Raw genomic sequence first — 21,130 nt, 5'->3', positions numbered from 1 at the left:
GTGTTAAAAGACTATCGCCGTCGCAGCCGGGAACGGCTGCAACGGCGAGAGGAAAGCCCGGAACTCAGGCTTTGAAGTTGACGACCTTGCCCAGGGAAGTCCATCCCAGGGAGGCGTAGAGCTTTTGACCGTCGACCGAGGCGATCAGCAGGCCCTCGTCCACGTCGTGTTCTTGGGCCAGCGAGGCCAGCGCACGCATGACCAGGGTGCCAAGACCCTTGCGGCGGAAGTCCGGGCCGGTGATGATGCGGTCGAAAATGGCGTAGCCTTCGACGGCGGAGACGTGGCCTGAGGCGGCGACGATTTCCTGGTTGTCTTCGGGGTGCAGCGAGACGTAGGCATGGGTGCCGTCGCGTTCAATCTGGAACATGAAACCTTCGGCGGGCAGCGGGACCTCGACGTCATGCACTGCCAGCTCGGTGACCATCAGTACCTCGTCGTCGGCGGCGACCTGCAGGCCAACCTCGGCTGCGGTGGCCAGCAGCTGCTCGACGGAGTCGTCGAACGCAGTCAAACGGCGGTTAGGGTGCTTCTTCAGGGTTTCGGCGACAGCGGCGAGCTCTTCCTTGGAAGGGCCGTAGATAACGTATTCCCAGTCCTCGGTGGTGTCGTGACGCAACGCTGCATGGACGCGTCCCTCATTGCGGGTCTCATAACCGCGGGCTCCCGCCCAGCCGGCGACCCAAGTGCCAATCAGTTCATCGCTTGCGTTTGATGCCATATCTTGACCCTACCTTGTCTTTCCTAGGAATTAGCTGACATTGCGCCAATCGTTGCCTAGTTGAAACGAAAGAATCCCATTGCCCCCGGAAAAGCGCGCCGGAGAATGTGATTTTGCTCTTTCACCCGGCGTTTCGTGCCGTTCAACCACTAAACTTGTGGTGTGGCCATTGAACGAATTGTCTTGTATTACGCATTTACTCCGCTCCCCGACCCGGAGGCCGTCCGCCTGTGGCAGCGTTCGCTGCTGGAACGCTGGGGACTGCGCGGACGCATCATCATCTCTAAAGACGGCATCAACGGAACCGTCGGCGGCGAGCTGAGCGCCGTGAAGAAGTACGTGAAAGCGACCCGCGAATTCCCCGCCTTCAAGAAGATGGACATCAAGTGGTCCGAGGGCTCCGCTGCCGACTTCCCGCGCATCTCCGTCAAGGTCCGCGACGAGATCGTCACCTTCGGTGCTCCGGGGGAGCTCGAAGTCGACGAAAACGGTGTCGTGGGCGGTGGAACGCACTTGCGCCCCGAGGAACTCCACGAACTGGTGGAAGCCAAGGAGCAGTCAGGCTCCAAGGTGCACTTCTTCGACGGCCGCAACGCCTTTGAAGCCCAGATCGGCAAGTTCAAGGACGCCATCGTCCCCGAGGTGGACACCACCCGGGACTTCGTCGCCGAACTGGATTCAGGCAAGTACGACCACCTGAAGGACCAGCCCGTGGTCACCTACTGCACCGGCGGGATCCGCTGCGAGGTGCTCTCCGCCCTGATGGTCAAGCGCGGTTTCCAAGAGGTTTACCAGATGCAGGGCGGCATTGTCCGCTACGGCGAGAAGTACGGCGACGCCGGTCTTTGGGAGGGCTCGCTGTACGTCTTCGACAAGCGCATGCACACCGAATTCACCGATGAAGCGGTGACTATCGGCGAATGCGTGGGCTGCCAGGGTCCGACGAACAAGTTCGAGAACTGCTCGAATCCGTCATGCCGAAATCTGCGGCTGTTCTGCGAGGACTGTGCCCAGGACGAGAAGCTGCGCATCTGCCCGGACTGCAGCATGGCAGCCGTTTAATAGGCAAAATACCAGAAGGGCGGCAGGCGACCGGAGATCCGGCGGCCTGCCGCCCTTTGCCGTTCCCGGAAGGGGCGGCATGGATTGCTGCTTATCCGGCCTGGACGGTGGCTTCCGGCCACAGGCCGAGCGAGGCGTCCTTGACGTCGGTTTCCTCGGTTTCATGTTTGTAGACTTTCAACCCGCGGGCCTCGTAGTTCGGCAGCGCGGCCGGGCCGTCCAGCGAGCAGGTGTGCAGCCAGACGCGACCCACCGGCGGCAGCCCGGCGGTGCGCGAATCCACCTCCCAGGCCTGGCGCAGCACTTCGGTCAGCAGCAGGCCGCCCAGGCCCTGGCCGATGGCCTGCGGGAAGAGCCCGAAGTAGAAGACCTCGACTTCGCTGTGTCCCTCGACCACTTCGGTCACCAGCTCCACATATCCCTGCGGTGCGCCGTGGCGGTACAGCACCCAGGTCTCAGAGCCGTTTTTGCGAAGGACGGCGTCCCACTGCTCGCGGGTCGAATCCAGCCGGTCGGCCCAGTTCAGGTCGCTGCCCACGCTGCGGTAGAGGAACTTGGAATACTCTGGCGAGATGTCCTGCACCAACTCGATGCGCACGTCCTGGGGCGTGGGACGGGAGGAAGGCTTGATTTCCTCGGGGGAGAGCAATTGCAGGTAGGTAATCGTGACGTTGGTCATGACCTATATTTTATGCAGGCCGGGCAGGAAAGTTCTTATCGGTTCCCTGCGTGGGTACTCGGTAGACTGGTGGGCGTGAATGCCGCCGAATTTTCAGCCCTTGAAGACGCCCCGCAGAGTTCCGATCTGCAACTGCTCGAACGACTCGCCGAAGACCTGACCGCAATCGGGTTCAACTACGACGAGGTTTCGCAGCTGCTGGGCGATGAAGCCACCGCCGCGCTGGCCCGCGACCAGATCCTGCCGGCCCTGCGCGTGATCGAGCGGGATGCCGCGGAGACCGAGCTGGCCTGCGCCTTCCGGATTTTCCAACTGGGCCGGACCGAGGCGGCTGCGGCGCTGAACCAGGCCTTCCCGAGCGTGAAGGTCGACGGCTTGCTGAAGCTCGGGCTGATCGAGCCATGGGCTTCGGGATACCGCGCCACCGTCGCGTTGACGCTGCACTCCTCGGATGCCGACGGCGAGCTGTGGGTGGCCCACGATCTCGGAGCGCACCAGCGTCCTGGCGTGCTGCGCACCGACCACGTGTTGGGCATCGGCCAGGCGTCGCTGACCCTGGCCCAGATCACGCTGCGTGAAAAGGTCGACCGCGCACTGGATCTGGGCACCGGCTGCGGCATCCAGCTCTTCCACCTGCTGGGCCACGCCAACCACGTCACCGCCACCGACCTGTCGGCCCGTGCGCTGGCGTTCACCCGTTTCAACCTGGTGCTGAACCACAAGGTGCTGAAGCTGGATCCGCGCAATCTCCAGGAACGCGTCAGCCTGCTGCGCGGCAGCCTGTTCGAACCGGTGGCCGGGCAGAAGTTCGACCTGATCGCCTCCAACCCGCCGTTCGTGATCACCCCGCGCCGCGCCACCGAGCGCGAGAAGGACCGCTTCACCTACCGTGACGGCGGCATGTCCGGGGACCGTTTGGTCAGCACGGTGATCGCCCAGGCGGGGGACTTCCTGAACCCCGGCGGATCGATGCAGATGCTCTCGAACTGGGAGATTCATCGTCTGGATGATGAATCGAATGAACCATGGGACCTTCGGCTCAAGAGCTGGTTCCCCGAGGACCTCGATGTGTGGGTCATCGAGCGCGAGCAGACTACCCCGAGCGTTTACGCCGAAACCTGGCTGCGCGACGCTTCGCAGACCGAGGACAGCTCCTCGTACGCCGCCGCCTACAACGCCTACCTGGATGATTTCGAATCGCGGGGAGTGGGGGCGATCGGTTTCGGACTGGTGTACTTCCGCAAGTCCGCCACCGGTACGGCGGCCCTGCGGCGCTTCGAGCAGATCACCCACCCCATCGAGCAGCCGGTGGCAGGCACCCTGCAGCGAGATATCGCGATGGCCGACGAACTGGCCGCGGCGGGCAAGGGCTTCCGCGACTGGCATCTGGTGGTGGCCGACGACGTCACGGAAGAACGCCACCAGCGCCCGGGCGCCGAGCATCCCGGAGTGATCCTGCTGCGCCAGGGGGCGGGGCTGCGTCGCACCGAACTGTTGGATACGGCGCAAGCCGGTTTCGCCTCCGCCTGCGACGGGGATTTGTCGGTCTCGCAGCTGGTTAACGCGCTTGACTCGCTGATCGGGGAAGGCGAGGAAGACTTCACCGGACGGCTTTATGAAGCGGTGGCCCGACTATTGCGACATGGCCTGCTTCGAAAAATGTGAAACAAGCGCTAAAGTTTTTCGGTATGACAGGGAACACATACCAGGAGCACGCTTTGGCGACGCAGGACGGCAAGGGCGCTGTTCCGCAAGTCGTCTCCATTACCGATCCGCAGGCGATCCGGGCCCTGGCTCATGATGCACGCCTGATCGTGCTTGACGAACTTTTCGCTTCGCAGACCACGCGCACCGCCACGGAGCTCGCATCGCTGTGCGATTTGACACCCAGCGCCATGAGCTACCACCTGCGCGCGCTGGAGAAATACGGCTACGTCATCCGTGCAGCCAGCGAGGGCGACGCCCGCGAACGACGCTGGCGCGCCGCGGGCGAACGCCTCGAGCTGAACACCCAGATCGACTCGGCCAACGCCAAGACCGCGTACCTGAATGTGCAGTTGAACGCATTCAGGACACGCCTGAATGACGAGGTGCAGCGCCGCGAGGCGGAAGCGAAGGCGGGCATCGCCCCGTCGCCGGACCGGCCGCCCATGCTGACTAGCGGATTGGTCTTCCTCTCGGAGGAAAAACAGCTGGAGTTCAACCGCCGCCTGCTGGACCTCGTCTACGAGTATGAAGCCATGGCCACGGCCGAGGAACGCAGCATCGACTCACAGCGTATGTTCTACTTAATCTCGTTGCTTCCCGAGTACCCGAGCGTCGGGGAGGCTAAGTCCTAGAAATATGTCTGGCGCAGGATCTTTCGATTTTCGGTGTAATATCATCGGGAATTGGGCCTCGCACTGCAGGCTCAATGAGTCAAAGCTGCGCTGGCGGCATGAGGGGCACCCCATTGGGGCTCCGGCATGCCGCGTTGTCTGAAGGAGAGCCGTGCCCGCCAAGGCCAAGGAAAAGACCGGTAAGAAACTCGTCATCGTCGAGTCTCCTGCCAAGGTGAAGTCGATCGCCAAGTATTTGGGTGAAGGCTTCGATGTGGACGCTTCGGTAGGCCACATCCGTGATCTTCCGCAGCCCTCGGAACTTCCCACCGAGCTGAAAAAGACCTCGGTCGGCAAGTTCGCCGTCGACCTGGACAACGATTTCGAGCCGTATTACGTTGTCTACCCGGACAAGAAGAAGCGCGTCTCCGAGCTGAAGGCAAAGCTCAAGGAAGCCGACGAACTCTACCTCGCAACCGATGCGGACCGCGAAGGCGAAGCTATCGCGTGGCACCTGCTGCAGGTGCTCAAGCCCAAGGTTCCGGTGCGCCGCCTGGCCTTCACCGAAATCACCAAGGAAGGCATCGCCCGCGCGCTGGAAAACATGCGCGAACTGGATACCGACCTGGTCGACGCGCAGGAAACCCGCCGCGTGCTGGACCGCCTCTACGGCTACGAGATCTCCCCGGTGCTCTGGCGAAAGGTCGCACGCGGCCTGTCCGCCGGCCGCGTGCAGTCCGTGGCCACCCGCCTGGTGGTGGAGCGCGAGCGTGAGCGTATGGCCTTCATCTCCGCCGGCTACTGGGACATCAAGGGCACCTTCGCCACCGGCAACGGAGAATCCTTCGCCGCCAAGCTCTCCTCGGTGGACGGCGCCCGCGTAGCGTCCGGCCGCGACTTCGACGACCGCGGCCAGCTCAAGACCGCCCGCACCAAGCTGGCGCACCTGGACCAGGCCTCGGCCGAATCGCTGGTGGCCAACCTGGCCAACACCGACTTCGCCGTCACCTCGGTCGAGGACAAGCCGTACACCCGCCGCCCGGCGGCCCCGTTCACCACCTCCACGCTGCAGCAGGAAGCCAGCCGCAAACTGCGCTGGAGCTCCAAGCTGACCATGCAGATCGCCCAGCGCCTGTATGAAAACGGCTACATCACCTACATGCGTACCGACTCGGTCTTCCTGTCCAACGAGGCAGTCACCGCGGCCCGCAAGCAGGCCACCGAGCTGTACGGCGCGGACTCCGTCCCGGAGAAGCCGCGCGTCTACAAGGCCAAGTCCGACGCCGCCCAGGAAGCCCACGAGGCCATCCGCCCGGCCGGCGACATGTTCCGCCGCCCGACCGACGTTCGCTCCTCGCTGTCCAAGGACGAATACGCCCTTTACGAGCTGATCTGGAAGCGCACCGTCGCCTCGCAGATGGCCGACGCCAAGGGCTTCACCGCCACCATCAAGCTCGCCGGCACCGCCAGCGACTCCCGCGTGGCAGAATTCTCCGCCTCCGGAACCGTGATCACCTTCCGCGGCTTCCTGTCCGCCTACGAGGAAGGCAAGGACCAGGAACGCTCGGAGAACGCCGAAGCCGCGGACGCCGAAGCCCGCCTTCCGCAGCTGACCGCCGGCCAGCCGCTGGCCGGAGACGAGCTGACCGCGCTGGGCCACGAAACCACCCCGCCGGCCCGCTACACCGAAGCATCGATCGTGGCCGAGCTGGAAAAGCGCGAGATCGGCCGTCCGTCGACCTACGCGCCGACGATCTCCACCATCATGGACCGCGGCTACGTCACCAAGCGCGGCGGCGCCCTGGTCCCGAGCTGGATCGCATTCTCCGTCATCCGCCTGCTCGAGGAGCACTTCGCGCAGTACGTCGACTACGACTTCACCGCCCGGCTGGAAGACGACCTGGACGAGATCGCCAAGGGCCAGCGCGCCCGCACCGACTGGCTGAACCTGTTCTACTTCGGCAAGGACAACACCGAGGGCCTGAAGCACGTGGTGGAGAACCTGGGCGACATCGACGCCCGCGCCATCAACTCCATCAAGATCACCGACGACATCACCCTGCGCGTTGGCAAGTTCGGCCCGTATCTGGAACGCGCCCTGCCCGAAGGCGCCGAGGAAGGCACCGAGCCACAGCGCGCCAACGTGCCCGAGGACCTGGCGCCGGACGAGCTGACCGCGGAAAAGGCCGAAGAACTGTTCGCCAACTCCCAGGTCTCGGAGAAGGAACTGGGCGTCGACCCGGCCACCGGCCGCAAGATCGTGGCCAAGGACGGACGCTACGGCGCCTACGTCACCGAGGTCATCCCGGAGCTGACCGAAGAGGAAATCGCGGCCCAGCCGGTCGAGTACTACAAGAACGGCAAGCCGAAGCCGCCGAAGAAGCCGACCAAGGTCAAGCCGCGCACCGGCAGCCTGTTCAAGTCCATGTCGGTGGAGACCGTGACGCTGGATGACGCGCTGAAGCTGCTGAGCCTGCCGCGGGTGCTGGGCGCGGACGCCGAGGGCGAAGAGATCACCGTCCAGAACGGACGCTTCGGCCCGTACCTGAAGAAGGGCAGCGACTCGCGCTCCATCGAGACCGAGGAGCAGATCTTCACGATCACCTTGGACGAGGCGCTGGCCATCTACGCGCAGCCCAAGCAGCGCGGCCGCCGCGCCGCGGTGCCGCCGCTGGCGGAGTTCGGCGTGGACCCGACCAGCGAGAAGAACATCGTGGTGAAGGACGGCCGCTTCGGCCCGTACATCACCGACGGCGTCACCAACATCACCGTTCCGCGCGGCACCTCGCTGGAGGAGCTGACCCGTGAGCAGGCCATCGAGCTGCTGGCGGACAAGCGCGCCCGCGGCCCGGTGAAGCGCACCGCTGCGAAGAAGGCGCCGGCCTCCAAGGCTCCGGCCAAGAAACCGGCGGCCAAGAAGGCGCCGGCGAAAAAGCCGGCCGCGAAGAGCACCGAGAAGTAAACTGAGCACCACCCCGTTGAGGAGCGCACCATGAGACTTGGCGTACTGGATATTGGATCCAATACCGTGCACCTGCTGCTGGTCGATGCGTACCCCGGCGCCCGCCCGGTGCCCTATGCTTCGCACAAGCGTCCGCTGTCGCTGGTGCGCTACCTCAACGAATACGGTGCGATTACCGAAGAAGGCCAGAACGAGCTGATCTCGTTCATCTCGGAGGCCGCCGAGTTCGCCAGCAGCCACCGGGTGGAAGACTTCATGGCCTTCTGCACTTCCGCCATCCGCGAGTCCTCCAACGGACACGCGGTGCTGGAACGGGTCAAGCACGAGACCGGGGTCACCCTGATGGAACTGTCCGGCGAGGAAGAAGCCGGGATGACGTTCTACTCGGTGCGCCGCTGGTTCGGCTGGTCCTCGGAGTCCATCCTGAACCTGGACATGGGCGGAGGCTCCCTGGAGCTGGCCCTGGGCACCGACGAGTTCCCACAAGTGGCGTTCTCGGTGCCGCTGGGCGCCGGCCGGTTGACCCGCGAATGGCTGCCCAACGACCTGCCGGGCATCAAGGAAGTGCGCGAGCTGCGCAACTACGTGCGCGACGTGCTCACCGACCCGACCACCGAGCTGCGCCAGTACGGCAAACCCACGCTGGCCACCGCCACCTCCAAGACCTTCAGGTCGCTGGCCCGCATCACGGGTGCCGCCCCGAGCACCGAGGGGCCCTACGTCAAACGCGTGCTGCACCGCGACGCGCTGAAGATCTGGACCAATCGCCTGACCGCCATGAGCTGGGCCGAACGCGCCGAACTGCCGGGCGTCTCGGAGATCCGTGCGCCGCAGCTGCTGGCCGGCGCGATCGTGGCCCACGAGGCCATGAGCGCGCTGAAGCTGAAAACCGTGCGCATCTGCCCCTGGGCCCTGCGTGAAGGATTGATGCTCAGGCGTTTTGATCACGTGATGTTCGACTCTACGACCCCGCTCAGTAGTAGCGTTGGGGTAGGGGAAGTTGCCTTGGGCTCCACCGTCCGGCAGATGGCGGAGAAGCAAAACTAGGTATCCTCGGATATAAGCGATCGGCGTCAGCCGATTCGGTTAGGAGGGCATGACCATGGAAGTACATTCACCCGCGAAAGTCCCGGTGACGCTCTCAAGTGCCTCCGTCTACCCGCTGACGGTCCACGATGCCTTTGCCATCGCCAAGGACGTCGGCTATGACGGCCTGGAGGTGCTGATCACCGGCAACGCGGCCAGCCAGTCGGCGACCGCGCTGCGGGCGCTGATGGACAAGTACCAGCTGCCCATCATGGCGATCCACGCGCCGACCCTGCTGCTGACCCAGCAGGTCTGGGGATCGGCCTGGGCCAAGATCGAGCGTTCGGTCATCCTCGCGCAGGCCGTGGGCGCCAGCGTCGTGGTGGCCCACCCGCCGTTCCGCTGGCAGGGCAGCTACGCGGAGGAATTCGCCGAGGGCGTGCACCGCATCACCGAGAGCACCGGAATGAAGATCGCTGTCGAGAACATGTACCCGTGGCGCGCCCGCGGCCGCGAGGCCAAGATGTACCTGCCGCACTGGAACCCGGTTCCGCAGTCCTACCAGCACGTCACCTGGGATTTCTCGCATGCGGCCATTGCCAACATGGACTCGCGCCAGGCCATGGAGGATCTGGGCACGCGCCTGGCCCACGTGCACCTGTGCGACGGCCTGGACAACGGCAGGGACGAGCACCTGGTTCCGGGGCTGGGAACCCAGCGCGTCTCCGAATCGCTGCAGTACCTGCATGAGAGCGACTGGGAGGGCGTGATTGCCGTGGAGGTCTCCACCCGCAAGGCCAAAAACGCCGGCCAGAAGGAAGAATGGCTGGGCAATACCTTGCAATTCGCCCGGGAGCACTTCAACGTCAGCAAAGATCCCAAGCCAGTGGCAAAATAGCCATATGAGCGAAGCAACCAGCAATCTGAAACTGTCCTTCCTTGGCACCGGTTCCATGAACGGCGCCATCCTGCGCGGCATCCTGGCCTCGGGCCACGACCCGAAGCTGGTCACCGCCACCGTGCGCAGCGAGAACCGCGTGGACGAGCTGCGCGAACTGGGCATCACCGTGCTGGTCAATTCACAGGACGACGAGGCGAACCGAACCGCCGCCGCGGAGGCCGACGTGATTTTCCTGGGCGTGAAGCCGGTGGGCATCACCGAGCTGTGCGCGGAGATCGCGCCGGCGCTGAAGCCCGGGACCGTGGTGGTTTCGGTTGCCGCGGCGATTACCCTCGCCTCGATGCAGGACAAGCTGCCCGCGGGCCAGCCGGTCATCCGCTCCATGCCGAACACCCCGCTGATGGTGGGCGCCGGCGTGGTGGGCATCTCCCCGGCCGGCACCGTCAGCGATGAGCAGGTCCGGTCCGTGACCGACCTGCTCTCCGGGTCGGGGGACGTGCACGTGATCGACGAACAGCAGCAGAACGCCCTGTCCGCCATTTCCGGCTCCGGGCCGGCCTACGCCTTCTACCTGGCCGAAGCCATGGCCAAGGCAGGCATTGCCCTGGGATTGGACGCCGAGCTGTCCACCAGCATCGCCCGGGCCACCGTAGCCGGGGCGGGCAAGATGCTCGCGGACCCGAACGCTGATCCGGCGGCGCTGCGCAAGGCGGTCACCAGCCCCAACGGCACCACCGAGCGCGCCATCGCCGCCTTCGACGAGGGCGGCATCCCGGCCATCATCGAGGCCGGCGCCCGCGCGGCCGCCGAACGCGCCGCGCAGCTGAGCCGCGAACTGGGCTAGCCCGCACGCTGCGCCGTCCGCTGCCCGGCAGGGGACCCCGCGGGTCTAGGGCCGGGCAGCGAAGCGTTCGAGCAGGTCCACGTGCCCGGAGACGATCAGCATGTCTCGCCGGGTGACCATGGTGTCGGGCACCGCGTAGGTGAAGTCCTCGCCGGGGGACTTCACCCCGACAATGGTGATCCCGTATTTCGAGCGGACCTGGGACTGGGCCAGCGTGAAGCCCTGGGTTTCTTTCGGCGGGTACATCTTCACGATCGCGAAGCCGTCGTCGAATTCGATGAAGTCCAGCATGCGCCCGCCGACCAGGTGTGCGGCGCGGACCCCGGCGTCCGCCTCCGGGTAGATCACGTGGTTCGCGCCGATGCGGGTGAGGATCTTGCCGTGGGACGGGGTGATGGCCTTGACCCACAGGTGCTCGATGCCCAGGTCCACCAGGTTCACCGTGATCAGCACGGAGGACTCGATGGAGGTGCCCACGCCGACCACCGCGGAGGAGAATTCCTGTGCGCCGAGCTGGCGCAGCGCGTCGATGTTGGTCGCGTCGGCGGAGACCACGTGCGTCAGCGTGCTGGCCCACTGCTGGACCAGTTCCGGGCTGCGTTCAATGGCCAGGACTTCGCGCCCCTGCTTGACCAGGGTTTCGGCGACCGATGCGCCGAAGCGGCCCAGCCCGATGACCAGTACCGGGGCGTTGTGGTCCATGTTCTTGTCAGCCAATGATCGGCCTTTCTTCCGGGAGCTTGTACAGCGTATCGCGATGCCGCATGGTCAGGGCGCTGGCCAGGGTGATGCTGCCGATGCGGCCGGCGAACATCAGGGCGCTGAGCACGTATTTGCCGGCCGGCGGCATCTCCTGGGAGACGCCGGTGCTCAGCCCCACCGTGGCGAAGGCGGAGATGGACTCGAACAAGGCCCGCGAGATGCCCACCTGCTCGTCGACGGTCACCAGCAGGCCCGTGGCCAGCGCGACCAGCGAGGCTCCCAGGGCCACGACCGAGATGGCCACGCGCATGGTTTCCTCGGGGATGCGTCGGCCGAATGCGCGGGTCTCGCTGTCGCCGCGCACCTCGGCCATGATGGCAAGGAACATCACGGCGATGGTGGTGACCTTGATGCCGCCGGCCGTGGAGGCCGAGCCGCCGCCGGCGAACATCATCGCGTCCGTGATCAGCATGGTGACCTCGTGGATGTCGTTCTGGTCCACCAGGTTCATGCCGCCCGAGCGCATCATGACGGAGGAGAACAGCGCGTGGATCAGCTTGTCGGACATGCTCAGCGTGCCGATGGTCTTCGGGTTGTTCCATTCCGCCAGCAGCCACAGCAGGGAGCCGGCGACCAGCAGGATGGTGGTGACCAGCAGCGTCAGCTTGGTGTGCAGGTTCCACTTCCTGGTGTTGAAGCGGTTGGCCAGCAGCACCATGATCACCGGGAAGCCCAGCGAGCCGACGAACACGCCGGCCATCAGCGGCCCGAGGATCCATAGGTCAGTCTCGTAGGGGACCAGCCCGTCGGAATGGGGGGTGAAACCGGCGTTGTTGAACGCGGAGATCGCATAGAACACCCCGTGCCAGATCGAGGAGAGCAGGCTCTCGCCGAGGATGTAGAAGCGCGGGATCAGGAACAGCGCAATCAGCGCCTGCAGGCTGATGGCCGTCAGGATCACGATGCGCAGCAGCGAGCCCACCTCGCCCAGCGCCGAAGCCCCGGAGGTGTTCATCGAGTTCTGCGCCATCAGCTTGGCGCGCACGCCGAGCTTGCGGGAGACCGCCAGCGACATGATGGACGCCAGCGTGAGGATGCCCAAGCCGCCGATGAAGGTGCCGACGATGATAATCAGCTGGCCCAGGAAGGACCAGTGCTCGGCGGTGGAGACCGTGGTCAGGCCGGTCACGCAGACCGAGGACACCGCGGTGAACAGCGCGTCGTGCAACGGCGTGGGCCTGCCGCTGGAGGAAGCGAACGGCGCGGCCAGCAGCGAGGTGAACAGCGTGATCACAATCAGGAAGGCGCCCAGGGTCAGGCGGGCGGGGGAGCGGATGGTGAAGTTGGCGATCGAGGTGCGAATCGCCAGCCACCTGCGGCGCGCCTCGTCGCGCGATTCGCCTGGCTGCCTTCCGGCGCCCGGACCGCTCATGCTGCTCATTGGAATAGGCTCGGTCTTTCCCGTAAAAATGAATGTCTGGAAACCTTACTCCATGTAATTTACGCGTTTGACGGCAACTTCGCCCGTCCAACGGTCGGGTCTGGCGGCGCCGGAGCAATCCGGGCGCCATAAATGCATGAGTTGCATCACGATCAGGTAGCCTGAAATTGTGTTAGAGCCCCAGCATGCCCCACGACCAACGATGGTGATGTGGGACGAGAAGTACCTGAAATACAAATTTAGCGACTGGCACCCGATGCATCCGGCTCGCCTGGAGCTGACCTATCGGCTCAGCGAGCAGCTGGATGTCTTGGGCGGGCCCAACGTCAGCATCGAGCCTCCAGCGGTTGCGGAAGATTCCGTGATCGCCACGGTGCATGACCAGTCCTTCATCGACCAGGTACGCAAGGTCAGCCTTGATCCCAGCATTGTTGCCGAGGAGTTCGGGCTGGGCACCGATGATGATCCGGTGTTCGCCGGCATGCACGAGGCCGCGGCGCGCATCGTGGGCGGATCGGTCATCGCTGCGGATGCGATCATGGACGAAACCACGGTGAGAGCCGTCAATTTCGCCGGCGGCATGCACCACGCGGCACGCAGCAAGGCCAGCGGCTTCTGCATCTACAACGATGCGGCCGCCGCCATCCACCGCATGCTCGAGCGCGGGGCCCGGCGCGTGGTGTACATCGATGTCGACGCCCACCACGGCGACGGCACCGAATCGATTTTCTGGGACGACGACCGCGTGCTGACCATTTCCATCCACGAATCGGGCCTGAGCCTGTTCCCGGGCACCGGCTTCGCCAACGAGATCGGCGGACCCAAGGCCGAGGGCAGTGCCGTGAACATCGCGGTCCCGGCCATGACCTCGGACGCCGGGTGGATGCGCGCCTTCCACGCGGTGGTCCCGCAGCTGGTGCGCGCCTTCAAGCCGGAAGTGATCGTCTCCCAGCACGGCTGCGACGCGCACCGGGATGACGACATGACCAATCTGAAGCTGTCGGTTGATGCCCAGCGACAGGTGGCCTTGGATATCTCGCAGCTGGCAGACGAGCTGTGCGAGGGCCGCTGGCTGGCCACCGGCGGCGGCGGCTACAACGTCACCGCGGTTGTGCCGCGCACCTGGACGCATCTGACGGCGATCGTGGCCGGCAAGCCGGTACCGCTGCGCACCTACGTGCCCGAGGAATTCCGCCGCTACGTGCTGGAAACCTACGGCCGGGCGATGCCCTACCTCATGGGGGACGACGCCCAGCTGTGGTGGCGCAACTGGGAAGTGGGCTACGATCCCGCCGACCCGGTGGACCGCTCCATCATCGCCACCCGCAAGGAAGTATTCCCGCTGTTCGGGCTGGATCCCTGGTTCGACTAGCGGACAACGCGCCGGCCCGGCGCCAAGGGCCGGTGCGCGAGGAATTGTGCATGGCTGCGGTCATGCGGGGACATATGCCTACGTTGCAGATCGGTCATATGCCGCTAGGGTTATGTCTGTGGCTATTGATGAAGTTTTTTCTGCGTTGGCTGAGCCGACGCGGCGCAGGATTATTGAAGCACTGAAATCTGAACCCAAGGCGGTGGGGGCGTTGGTGACCGAGCTGGAGATCTCCCAGCCGACGGTTTCCAAGCACCTGAAGGTGCTGCGCGAAGCGAACCTGGTCAGCATGACGGCGGCCGGGCAGCGGCGCATCTACAGCATCGACACCGAAGCGGTCGAGGTGCTGGTCGGCTGGTGTGCCGAGATCCTGCCGATTCCGGAATCCCAGGAACAGGCCGTGGGAGTGCCCGGCAACGAGGCGCAGGTCGAGCTGGCGGACGCCGCTCCTGCTGCGCAGCATCTGGGCCGGAGTGTAGGCCGCGGGCTGGAGCAAGTCACGGGACGAGCCCAAGAATTCTTCGAGAAGCTACCACGGTTCGGGCGCCGCCGGTAGACATTTGACCAGTAGATGGGGTGCCGAGCCTACAAAATGGCTAAAAATTTACGTTACGCGGACATTCCTGTTTTGTAACGTGAAATTTTCGTTCAGATTGCCTTGCATGGCATTCTCGTGTCTGGGGCAGTGACGCCGGGTATCTTGTGGCCCTGTCACGGCCCGTGCCTGCCCCAAGTGATGAGGAGAGAAACTTGGATAAGCACTTAGCGACGATTCGCGACGAAGTCTTCCGCCGCAATCCCGGCGAAGCAGAGTTCCACCAGGCGGTCACCGAGGTTTTTGAAAGCCTTGAAGCAGTATCGCTGAAGCACCCTGAATACGCCGAAGCCGCCATTCTGCAGCGTCTGTGCGAACCTGAACGCCAGATTATTTTCCGTGTTCCCTGGGTCGACGACAACGGCAAGGTCCAGATCAACCGGGGCTTCCGCGTTGAATTCAACTCTGCACTGGGCCCCTACAAGGGCGGGCTGCGCTTCCATCCATCCGTGTACCTCGGCATCGTCAAGTTCCTCGGCTTCGAGCAGATCTTCAAGAACTCCCTGACCGGCATGCCGATTGGCGGCGGCAAGGGCGGCTCGGACTTCGACCCGCGCGGCAAGTCCGACGGCGAAGTCATGCGCTTCTGCCAGTCCTTCATGACCGAGCTGTACCGCCACATCGGTGAATACACCGACGTCCCGGCGGGCGATATTGGTGTCGGCGGCCGCGAGATCGGCTACCTGTTCGGCCAGTACAAGCGCATCACCAACCGCTATGAGTCCGGTGTGCTCACCGGCAAGGGCCTGTCCTGGGGCGGCTCACTGGTCCGCCCGGAGGCGACCGGCTACGGCGCGGTCATCTTCACCGAGGAAATGCTCAAGACCCGCGGCCAGTCCCTTGACGGCCAGCGTGTCATCATCTCGGGTTCGGGCAACGTGGCGCTGCACGCCATCGAGAAGGCGCAGTCCCTGGGCGCCAATGTCGTCACCGCCTCCGACTCGGGCGGGTTCATTGTGGACGAAGCAGGCATCGACCTGGACCTGCTGCGCCAGATCAAGGAAGTCGAACGCGGCCGCATCTCCGAGTACGCGGAACGCCGCGGCAGCAAGAAGGTCAAGTACGTCGACAGCGGAAACGTCTGGGACGTGCCGGGTACCGTGGCCCTGCCATGCGCCACCCAGAACGAGCTGGGGGCCGCCTCGGCCAAGAAGATGGTTGCCGCCGGCACCATCGCCGTTGCCGAAGGCGCCAACATGCCCACGACCGCCGAAGCGACCTCGGTCTTCCAGGATGCCGGAGTGCTCTTCGGCCCCGGCAAGGCCGCCAACGCCGGTGGCGTGGCGACCTCTGCGCTGGAAATGCAGCAGAACGCCAGCCGCGACTCGTGGTCCTTCAGCCACACCGAACGCCGGCTGGGTGAAATCATGGTCGGCATCCACGACCGCTGCGCGACCACCGCAGAAGAGTACGGCATGCCGGGCAACTACGTGGCCGGCGCCAACATTGCCGGCTTCGTCAAGGTCGCCGACGCCATGCTGGCCCAGGGCCTGATCTAGCGCCTTCTACCCGCCGAATCGCCTGCAGCCCAGAGTATCTGAAGTGGAAAACACTTCAGATACTCTGGGCTGCTGTCGCACCCCCGGCAAAAAAGTCGGATTGACCGTGACACGTGTGTGTTTCGTGATGCGAAAGTTATGAAAGTGCGACTAGACTGGTACAAAGCAAACGTGAATCCGATCGCCGGTGTTGATCCAAAGTCGTGTAAGTTCACGTGTGCTAGTCACGCGACGAACAAGAGATCAGCGTCAGGAGAATATCCCGCATGCAGGATAAACAGAATTTTGCAGGAGCCCGTTTCATGACGGTGGCCGAGGTGGCCGACATGATGCGCGTTTCCAAAATGACGGTTTATCGTCTGATCCACGCGGGCGATCTGCCTGCGGTTCAGTTTGGTCGCTCCTATCGCGTTCCGGAAAACGCCGTAGAAACCTATCTGCAGTCTGCGGCGATTGATCCGCAACGCGGTACGGGTTCCCTCGGTCGATAAGCCAAGCGGTGGTCAGAGCATGGCCGAAAAGCGGGTAATCTATTAAGGAACGTTTAACGTCCGGTCAACCTTGCCGTGTGCTTCGGCGCAGGGGGAGCATCGAGGTTGGCGCATTTTAATTAGTTTGTGAGGAACCAATATGGGCTCTGTTATCAAGAAGCGCCGCAAGCGTATGTCGAAGAAGAAGCACCGCAAATTGCTTCGTAAGACTCGCCACCAGCGCCGCAACAAGAAGTAGATCTACTTCGAGCAGCTTGCCGCTTGGCATTCATCGCCACCGCATCAGGATTCTGTCCTGGACGGTGGCGATTGCTTTATCCGCAGAACGCCGTAGGAGCCGCTCTAACGGCCGCTGCGGTCCTTGAACGACCGCTTGGCGGCCCAGATGAATCCGATGACGCCTGCGGCCTTCAGGCTGAACTTGGCGGCGCGCTGCCCGGTGCGGAAGTCGTAGACCTGCCAGCCACGGCGCTTGGCATAGGCACGCAACCGCGCATCCGGATTGATGCAGACTGGATGCCCCACGGCTTCGAGCAGGGGGACATCGTTGTAGGAGTCGGAGTAGGCCCACGACTTGGACAACTTGATCCCGCGCTCCTTGGCCAGGGCGCGGACCGCTTGGGCCTTCTCCGCTGCGTGGAGGATGGGGCTGGCCAGCGCACCGGTATAAACTCCGTCGACGCTGTCCACCACGGTGCCCAAGGCACCGGACAGCTTGAGCCGGTCGGAGATGACGTTGGCCACTTCCAGCGGCGTGGCGGTGACAAGCCAGACTTCGCGGCCTACCGTCAGGTGCTGGTGGGCGATGGCGACCGTGCCGCGCCACAGCTTGGGTTCGATGTACTCGTCGAAGATCTCGTTGCCGATTTCCTCGATCTCGGAGACCTTGATGCCCTGGGCCATGAGCAGCGCGCGGTCCCGGATCTGGTGGATATCTCCCAGATGCTCGCCGCGGGCGGCGAAGCGCAGTTGCTTGAGCGCGAACCACAGGATTTCCCGCATGCGGAAGAACCGGTGCTCGTGCAGCTTGCGGGCCAGGAGATAGAGGGAGGCCCCGCGAACCAAGGTGTTGTCGACGTCGAAGAATGCGGCGACGATTTCGGGATGCTGCTCGGGTTCGGACGCGAAGGCTGAATCGATGGAAGACATTTGCTCCAGTTTATTTCATTACGAAGTTTAAGACCCGTCGGGGCTCATGAGAATATGAAGGGGTGAGTACATTGCATGAGATTCAGTTGTTGGTGCGCCAGGGATGCCACCTTTGCGAGGCCGCACGGGCGACCGTCAGCAAGGTCACCAATCGACTGGGGATGCAGTTCACCGAGCTGGACATCGACAGCGATCCCGAGCTGCTCGAACGCCACCATGAAGAAGTTCCGGTACTGGTGATCGACGGACAGGTCAGGGATTTCTGGACCATCGACCCTGTCCGGCTTGAACGTCTGCTCAGCAGCTGATGAATACGACTGCGCGCTACCAGCGCGTCTTGGGGAATCGTACCGATCGGGGGACGCAGCATGTCCGAGCTTGAAGCAAAGGTGCTTCCCGAAGCCACGGTTGCACGCCTGACGCAGTATCTGAGGGCGCTGAACGCCCTTGAATCTCGCGGCCTGGAGCGCACCAGCTCCGGGGTGCTGGCCAAGGAAGCCGGCGTGAATCCGGCGATCCTGCGCAAGGACCTGTCGTGGCTGGGCTCCTACGGCACGCGAGGCGTGGGCTATGTGGTCCGCGAGCTTTCGGAGCACATCAACAACACGCTGGGCCTGAACCGGGACTGGCGAGTACTGATCCTCGGCGCCGGCAACCTCGGCCGCGCGCTCAGCGGCTATGCAGGCTTCACCACCCGCGGCTTCAAGGTCCGGGCGATTCTTGACGTCTCGCCTGAACTGGTCGGCACGGAAGTCGGGAACCTGCGCGTCGAGCCGCGCAACGATCTGGCCGCGGTGGTGCGCCGCGAGGAGATCAACATTGCGGTACTCGCGGTGCCCGGCGATGCGGCCCAGGACCTGGTCTACGAGTTGGGCGAGCTGGATGTGAATTCCGTGTTGTCCTTCGCGCCCAAGCCGCTGGTTGTTCCCCGCGGCATGAATCTGCGCAGGGTCGATTTGTCCACCGAGCTGCAGATCCTGGCCTACCTGGCAGTCCAACCATAATCTTTTCCGACAATGGCAGAAGCGGCCTGATCCCTCGTGGGATCAGGCCGCCTCTGCGCGTTACGCGTCGCTGATTTAGCGGTAGCCGGCCCGGCGCGCCATCCGGCGTGCAAGGATGTACTCCGAGGACGGTCGCAGCCATGCGAAGACGACACCGGCCACTCCGAGACCGGTAGCCAGCACGATCATCGCGTTCAGCATGCCCGCCTGGGCATCGCCGAACATGGACACCGTGGCGATGGACATGGACAGCCCCAGCAGCGAGAGCACGGCCAGCACGGTGGCGATGATGCGCATGGCGCTCACACCGCGGCCCACGAAGAAGCCCACCAAGAAGTACAAGGCGATGCTGATGACAGCGGAAGTGATCATGAAGCCGGACATCACGGAGTTGAACTCGGCCATGAACGCCTCGGGGCTGCTGAGCATCTGCTCGACAAACGGATCCTCGGCCAGCTGCGGATTGGCCTGCAGGTCGGACTGCATCTGCTCCTGGAGCAACGACCACTGCGACGTGATCATGTTCGCGAACATGTTCGAATTGAACATGAACCAGGTGGCAATGGCATTGGCGATTCCGGAAAGCAGGATCAGGAGGAAAGCCCACTGCAGGGTCTTGGGCCGCTGCGCCGGAGGCTGGACCGGAGCGTATCCGCCCTGCGGCTGGCCGTAGGGGTCGAAAGACGGTGCCGGGGACTGCGGCTGTCCGTACGGATTCTGTCCATAGGGTGCCTGACCGGGCTGGTTCTGGCCATAGGGGTTTTGTCCGTAGGGATTCGGGTTCGAAGCATCGGACCCGGAAGTGGGGTCGTAGGGCTGGCCCGGCTGGTTCGGATCGTAGTTGCTCATCTGTGTCCTCAAAGGTTGAACCGGCAAGGAGCCAAATTGGCTCCCTCTGCTTGATTCCGTGTGCATTCTCGTACTATCCAGACTAGTCGCCGCGCTTTGTGATGCACCCCATCCGAAAGGATGGTTTTTCCATTTGCGAATCCCATGCAAGCCCTGTGAATCGTTGACGGTGAGCACATTATTCATCTTTTAGGTTGATTCTTTGAGACACTGGAAGCATGCCACTTTCGACTGTTCATTTGCTGCGCCACGGGGAAGTTTTCAACCCGGATCGCATTCTTTATGGTCGAATCCCAGGTTTCGGCCTGTCAGAGCTGGGATTCAAGATGGCCGATGGTGCCGGGGACTACTTCGCCAAGCACCAGTCCTCCGGTGGAAACATCGTCCGGATCGTCGCCTCGCCGCTGGTGCGGGCGCAGCAGACTGCAGCCCCCACGGCCCAGGCGCTGGAACTGCCGATTCTCACCGATGACCGGGTCATCGAAGCGGGCAACAAACTGCAGGGGCTTTCCAAGGTCGCGCAGCATCTGAAGAACCCGCGCTACTGGCCGTTGCTGGTCAACCCCCTTAAGCCGTCCTGGGGCGAACCCTACGCAGAGCAGGTCACCCGCATGCGAGAGGCCATGGACTTCCACCGCAAGGCCGCGCTCGACGAGCACGGCGACGGTGTCGAAATCGTGATTGTCAGCCATCAGCTTCCGATCTGGGTCACGCGTCGTGCCGCCGAGGGCAAGCCGCTGTGGCATGATCCGCGCAAGCGCGAGTGCACGCTGACCTCAATTACCAGCTTTGAATTTGATGGAGATGAAATCCTCTCCGTGCGTTACACCGAACCGAGCCCCGAGCTTCTTGCGGGCGCGGCAAACATCCCTGGAGCCTGAAGCAAAATGATTGATCCCGTGCAGAATCCTCGTCCGCTGTCTCGGCGCACCATGCTGCGTACCTTGGTGGCGGCGGCGGCAGTGGTTCCGTTGGCGGCATGTTCCCCCACTGAGGATAATCTCACCGCTCAGGCCAATAGCGGAGACGGAAAGAACTACATCGCAGGCGACGGTGCCGTGCAGGAATACACCCCGGATCGGCGCACCGACGCGGTGGAAATCAAAGCCGAAACCTACCAGGGAACCGCCGTTGATCTCGCCGAGTGGCAGGGCCAGCCGGCTGTCTTGAACTTCTGGTACGCAGCGTGCGCACCGTGCCGAATCGAGGCGCCGCACCTGAAGGAACTTGCCGAGGAATTCAAGGGCAAGGTCAATTTCCTCGGAGTCAACGTCCGGGACGAAGCGGAGGCCGCCATGGCCTTTGAACGGACCTTCGAAATTCCCTACGAGTCCGTCCAGGACACCAGCGGCGACATCCAGCTGGCCATGACGAAGTATGTCCCGCTGCAGGCCGTTCCGTCCACGATCATCCTGGACCGCAATGGACGGGTGCGCGCCCGTGTCATCGGCGCCGTCGAGCCAAGCACGCTGAAATCGCTGATCAGTACCGCTCTGACCGAAGAGTTGTGAGCTG

22 protein-coding genes are annotated in these 21,130 nt (G+C 63.7%); 16 read left to right on the top strand and 6 right to left on the bottom strand.

Features of this window, described 5'->3' with window-relative positions; genetic code table 11:
- Positions 1-64 precede the first annotated feature (64 nt).
- Positions 65-721, bottom strand: coding sequence for a GNAT family N-acetyltransferase (locus JQN66_RS12745; RefSeq protein ID WP_188948757.1), 657 nt, complete (start codon positions 719-721; stop codon positions 65-67).
- Between the two features lie 162 nt (positions 722-883).
- Here JQN66_RS12745 and trhO point away from each other — a divergent pair, with 162 nt between their 5' ends.
- Complete coding sequence (trhO, locus tag JQN66_RS12740; RefSeq protein WP_204675357.1) at positions 884-1,783, top strand: oxygen-dependent tRNA uridine(34) hydroxylase TrhO; 900 nt, start codon at positions 884-886, stop codon at positions 1,781-1,783.
- A 91-nt stretch (positions 1,784-1,874) separates the two neighbouring features.
- Here trhO and JQN66_RS12735 read toward each other — a convergent pair whose 3' ends face one another.
- Entirely contained in the window at positions 1,875-2,462 is a 588-nt protein-coding gene (locus JQN66_RS12735; RefSeq protein WP_204675355.1) for a GNAT family N-acetyltransferase, read from the bottom strand.
- 75 nt (positions 2,463-2,537) lie between these two features.
- Here JQN66_RS12735 and JQN66_RS12730 point away from each other — a divergent pair, with 75 nt between their 5' ends.
- The 6 genes from JQN66_RS12730 (at position 2,538) to proC (ending at position 10,513) form a co-directional block, all read left to right on the top strand.
- On the top strand, positions 2,538-4,127 hold the full coding sequence (locus tag JQN66_RS12730) for a DUF7059 domain-containing protein (RefSeq protein WP_204675353.1): 1,590 nt from the start codon (positions 2,538-2,540) through the stop codon (positions 4,125-4,127).
- Between the two features lie 23 nt (positions 4,128-4,150).
- Positions 4,151-4,801, top strand: a complete 651-nt coding sequence (locus JQN66_RS12725; RefSeq protein WP_204675351.1) for an ArsR/SmtB family transcription factor — start codon at positions 4,151-4,153, stop codon at positions 4,799-4,801.
- A 151-nt stretch (positions 4,802-4,952) separates the two neighbouring features.
- Positions 4,953-7,742, top strand: a complete 2,790-nt coding sequence (topA, locus tag JQN66_RS12720; protein ID WP_204675349.1) for a type I DNA topoisomerase — start codon at positions 4,953-4,955, stop codon at positions 7,740-7,742.
- 30 nt (positions 7,743-7,772) lie between these two features.
- On the top strand, positions 7,773-8,789 hold the full coding sequence (locus tag JQN66_RS12715; protein WP_204675347.1) for a Ppx/GppA family phosphatase: 1,017 nt from the start codon (positions 7,773-7,775) through the stop codon (positions 8,787-8,789).
- Between the two features lie 55 nt (positions 8,790-8,844).
- Entirely contained in the window at positions 8,845-9,666 is an 822-nt protein-coding gene (locus tag JQN66_RS12710) for a sugar phosphate isomerase/epimerase family protein (protein ID WP_420870930.1), read from the top strand.
- Positions 9,667-9,670: 4 nt separating this feature from the next.
- A complete protein-coding gene (gene proC, locus JQN66_RS12705) occupies positions 9,671-10,513 on the top strand; it encodes a pyrroline-5-carboxylate reductase (RefSeq protein ID WP_204675344.1) in 843 nt (280 codons plus the stop codon).
- Between the two features lie 45 nt (positions 10,514-10,558).
- Here proC and JQN66_RS12700 read toward each other — a convergent pair whose 3' ends face one another.
- Positions 10,559-11,215, bottom strand: a complete 657-nt coding sequence (locus JQN66_RS12700) for a potassium channel family protein (protein WP_188948834.1) — start codon at positions 11,213-11,215, stop codon at positions 10,559-10,561.
- 7 nt (positions 11,216-11,222) lie between these two features.
- Positions 11,223-12,656 carry a TrkH family potassium uptake protein gene (locus tag JQN66_RS12695; RefSeq protein ID WP_188948766.1) on the bottom strand — a complete coding sequence of 478 codons (1,434 nt, stop codon included), beginning with the start codon at positions 12,654-12,656 and terminating at the stop codon, positions 11,223-11,225.
- Between the two features lie 202 nt (positions 12,657-12,858).
- Here JQN66_RS12695 and JQN66_RS12690 point away from each other — a divergent pair, with 202 nt between their 5' ends.
- The 5 genes from JQN66_RS12690 to JQN66_RS12670 all read left to right on the top strand — a co-directional run bounded on the left by JQN66_RS12690 (position 12,859) and on the right by JQN66_RS12670 (position 16,851).
- A complete protein-coding gene (locus JQN66_RS12690; protein ID WP_204677585.1) occupies positions 12,859-14,028 on the top strand; it encodes an acetoin utilization protein AcuC in 1,170 nt (389 codons plus the stop codon).
- A 112-nt stretch (positions 14,029-14,140) separates the two neighbouring features.
- On the top strand, positions 14,141-14,584 hold the full coding sequence (locus tag JQN66_RS12685) for an ArsR/SmtB family transcription factor (RefSeq protein WP_281065209.1): 444 nt from the start codon (positions 14,141-14,143) through the stop codon (positions 14,582-14,584).
- Positions 14,585-14,778: 194 nt separating this feature from the next.
- A complete protein-coding gene (gene gdhA / locus JQN66_RS12680; protein WP_188948768.1) occupies positions 14,779-16,122 on the top strand; it encodes an NADP-specific glutamate dehydrogenase in 1,344 nt (447 codons plus the stop codon).
- Positions 16,123-16,388: 266 nt separating this feature from the next.
- Positions 16,389-16,613 carry a helix-turn-helix domain-containing protein gene (locus JQN66_RS12675; protein ID WP_047119816.1) on the top strand — a complete coding sequence of 75 codons (225 nt, stop codon included), beginning with the start codon at positions 16,389-16,391 and terminating at the stop codon, positions 16,611-16,613.
- Positions 16,614-16,752: 139 nt separating this feature from the next.
- Complete coding sequence (locus JQN66_RS12670) at positions 16,753-16,851, top strand: 30S ribosomal protein bS22 (protein WP_005504750.1); 99 nt, start codon at positions 16,753-16,755, stop codon at positions 16,849-16,851.
- A gap of 104 nt (positions 16,852-16,955) precedes the next feature.
- On the opposite strand, the gene JQN66_RS12665 is transcribed toward JQN66_RS12670, so the two are convergent.
- The gene (locus tag JQN66_RS12665) at positions 16,956-17,762 is read right to left on the bottom strand and encodes an HAD family hydrolase (RefSeq protein WP_188948769.1); all 807 of its coding nucleotides are present in this window, start codon (positions 17,760-17,762) and stop codon (positions 16,956-16,958) included.
- A gap of 62 nt (positions 17,763-17,824) precedes the next feature.
- Here JQN66_RS12665 and JQN66_RS12660 point away from each other — a divergent pair, with 62 nt between their 5' ends.
- Together JQN66_RS12660 and JQN66_RS12655 are read left to right on the top strand one after the other, a co-directional pair.
- A complete protein-coding gene (locus JQN66_RS12660) occupies positions 17,825-18,070 on the top strand; it encodes a glutaredoxin family protein (protein ID WP_308425059.1) in 246 nt (81 codons plus the stop codon).
- A gap of 60 nt (positions 18,071-18,130) precedes the next feature.
- The gene (locus JQN66_RS12655; protein ID WP_204675342.1) at positions 18,131-18,766 is read left to right on the top strand and encodes a redox-sensing transcriptional repressor Rex; all 636 of its coding nucleotides are present in this window, start codon (positions 18,131-18,133) and stop codon (positions 18,764-18,766) included.
- A gap of 75 nt (positions 18,767-18,841) precedes the next feature.
- Here JQN66_RS12655 and JQN66_RS12650 read toward each other — a convergent pair whose 3' ends face one another.
- Positions 18,842-19,615 (bottom strand): hypothetical protein, encoded by a 774-nt coding sequence (locus JQN66_RS12650; protein ID WP_204675340.1) that lies wholly within the window; start codon positions 19,613-19,615, stop codon positions 18,842-18,844.
- Between the two features lie 218 nt (positions 19,616-19,833).
- Between JQN66_RS12650 and JQN66_RS12645 the strand changes: the two genes are divergently transcribed.
- Both JQN66_RS12645 and JQN66_RS12640 read left to right on the top strand, forming a co-directional pair.
- Positions 19,834-20,496 (top strand): histidine phosphatase family protein, encoded by a 663-nt coding sequence (locus JQN66_RS12645; protein ID WP_204675338.1) that lies wholly within the window; start codon positions 19,834-19,836, stop codon positions 20,494-20,496.
- Positions 20,497-20,502: 6 nt separating this feature from the next.
- Positions 20,503-21,126 (top strand): TlpA family protein disulfide reductase, encoded by a 624-nt coding sequence (locus tag JQN66_RS12640; RefSeq protein ID WP_188948773.1) that lies wholly within the window; start codon positions 20,503-20,505, stop codon positions 21,124-21,126.
- The last annotated feature ends 4 nt before the right edge of the window (positions 21,127-21,130 follow it).

The sequence above is a fragment of the Glutamicibacter protophormiae genome (genome assembly GCF_016894325.1).
Taxonomy (GTDB): Bacteria; Actinomycetota; Actinomycetes; order Actinomycetales; family Micrococcaceae; genus Glutamicibacter; species Glutamicibacter protophormiae.
Note: the sequence above shows the minus strand (reverse complement) of the source record. Positions and strands in the feature narration are given on the sequence as shown.

Excerpts from the sequence above, each read along its gene's own strand:
- JQN66_RS12745 (WP_188948757.1), bottom strand. The coding sequence starts at position 721 with ATGGCATCAAACGCAAGCGATGAACTGATTGGCACTTGGGTCGCCGGC.
- JQN66_RS12735 (WP_204675355.1), bottom strand. The coding sequence starts at position 2,462 with ATGACCAACGTCACGATTACCTACCTGCAATTGCTCTCCCCCGAGGAA.
- JQN66_RS12725 (WP_204675351.1), top strand. The coding sequence starts at position 4,151 with ATGACAGGGAACACATACCAGGAGCACGCTTTGGCGACGCAGGACGGC.
- JQN66_RS12715 (WP_204675347.1), top strand. The coding sequence starts at position 7,773 with ATGAGACTTGGCGTACTGGATATTGGATCCAATACCGTGCACCTGCTG.
- JQN66_RS12710 (WP_420870930.1), top strand. The coding sequence starts at position 8,845 with ATGGAAGTACATTCACCCGCGAAAGTCCCGGTGACGCTCTCAAGTGCC.
- proC (WP_204675344.1), top strand. The coding sequence starts at position 9,671 with ATGAGCGAAGCAACCAGCAATCTGAAACTGTCCTTCCTTGGCACCGGT.
- JQN66_RS12700 (WP_188948834.1), bottom strand. The coding sequence starts at position 11,215 with ATGGACCACAACGCCCCGGTACTGGTCATCGGGCTGGGCCGCTTCGGC.
- JQN66_RS12695 (WP_188948766.1), bottom strand. The coding sequence starts at position 12,656 with ATGAGCAGCATGAGCGGTCCGGGCGCCGGAAGGCAGCCAGGCGAATCG.
- JQN66_RS12690 (WP_204677585.1), top strand. The coding sequence starts at position 12,859 with ATGGTGATGTGGGACGAGAAGTACCTGAAATACAAATTTAGCGACTGG.
- JQN66_RS12685 (WP_281065209.1), top strand. The coding sequence starts at position 14,141 with ATGTCTGTGGCTATTGATGAAGTTTTTTCTGCGTTGGCTGAGCCGACG.
- JQN66_RS12675 (WP_047119816.1), top strand. The coding sequence starts at position 16,389 with ATGCAGGATAAACAGAATTTTGCAGGAGCCCGTTTCATGACGGTGGCC.
- JQN66_RS12670 (WP_005504750.1), top strand. The coding sequence starts at position 16,753 with ATGGGCTCTGTTATCAAGAAGCGCCGCAAGCGTATGTCGAAGAAGAAG.
- JQN66_RS12665 (WP_188948769.1), bottom strand. The coding sequence starts at position 17,762 with ATGTCTTCCATCGATTCAGCCTTCGCGTCCGAACCCGAGCAGCATCCC.
- JQN66_RS12655 (WP_204675342.1), top strand. The coding sequence starts at position 18,131 with ATGTCCGAGCTTGAAGCAAAGGTGCTTCCCGAAGCCACGGTTGCACGC.
- JQN66_RS12650 (WP_204675340.1), bottom strand. The coding sequence starts at position 19,615 with ATGAGCAACTACGATCCGAACCAGCCGGGCCAGCCCTACGACCCCACT.
- JQN66_RS12645 (WP_204675338.1), top strand. The coding sequence starts at position 19,834 with ATGCCACTTTCGACTGTTCATTTGCTGCGCCACGGGGAAGTTTTCAAC.
- JQN66_RS12640 (WP_188948773.1), top strand. The coding sequence starts at position 20,503 with ATGATTGATCCCGTGCAGAATCCTCGTCCGCTGTCTCGGCGCACCATG.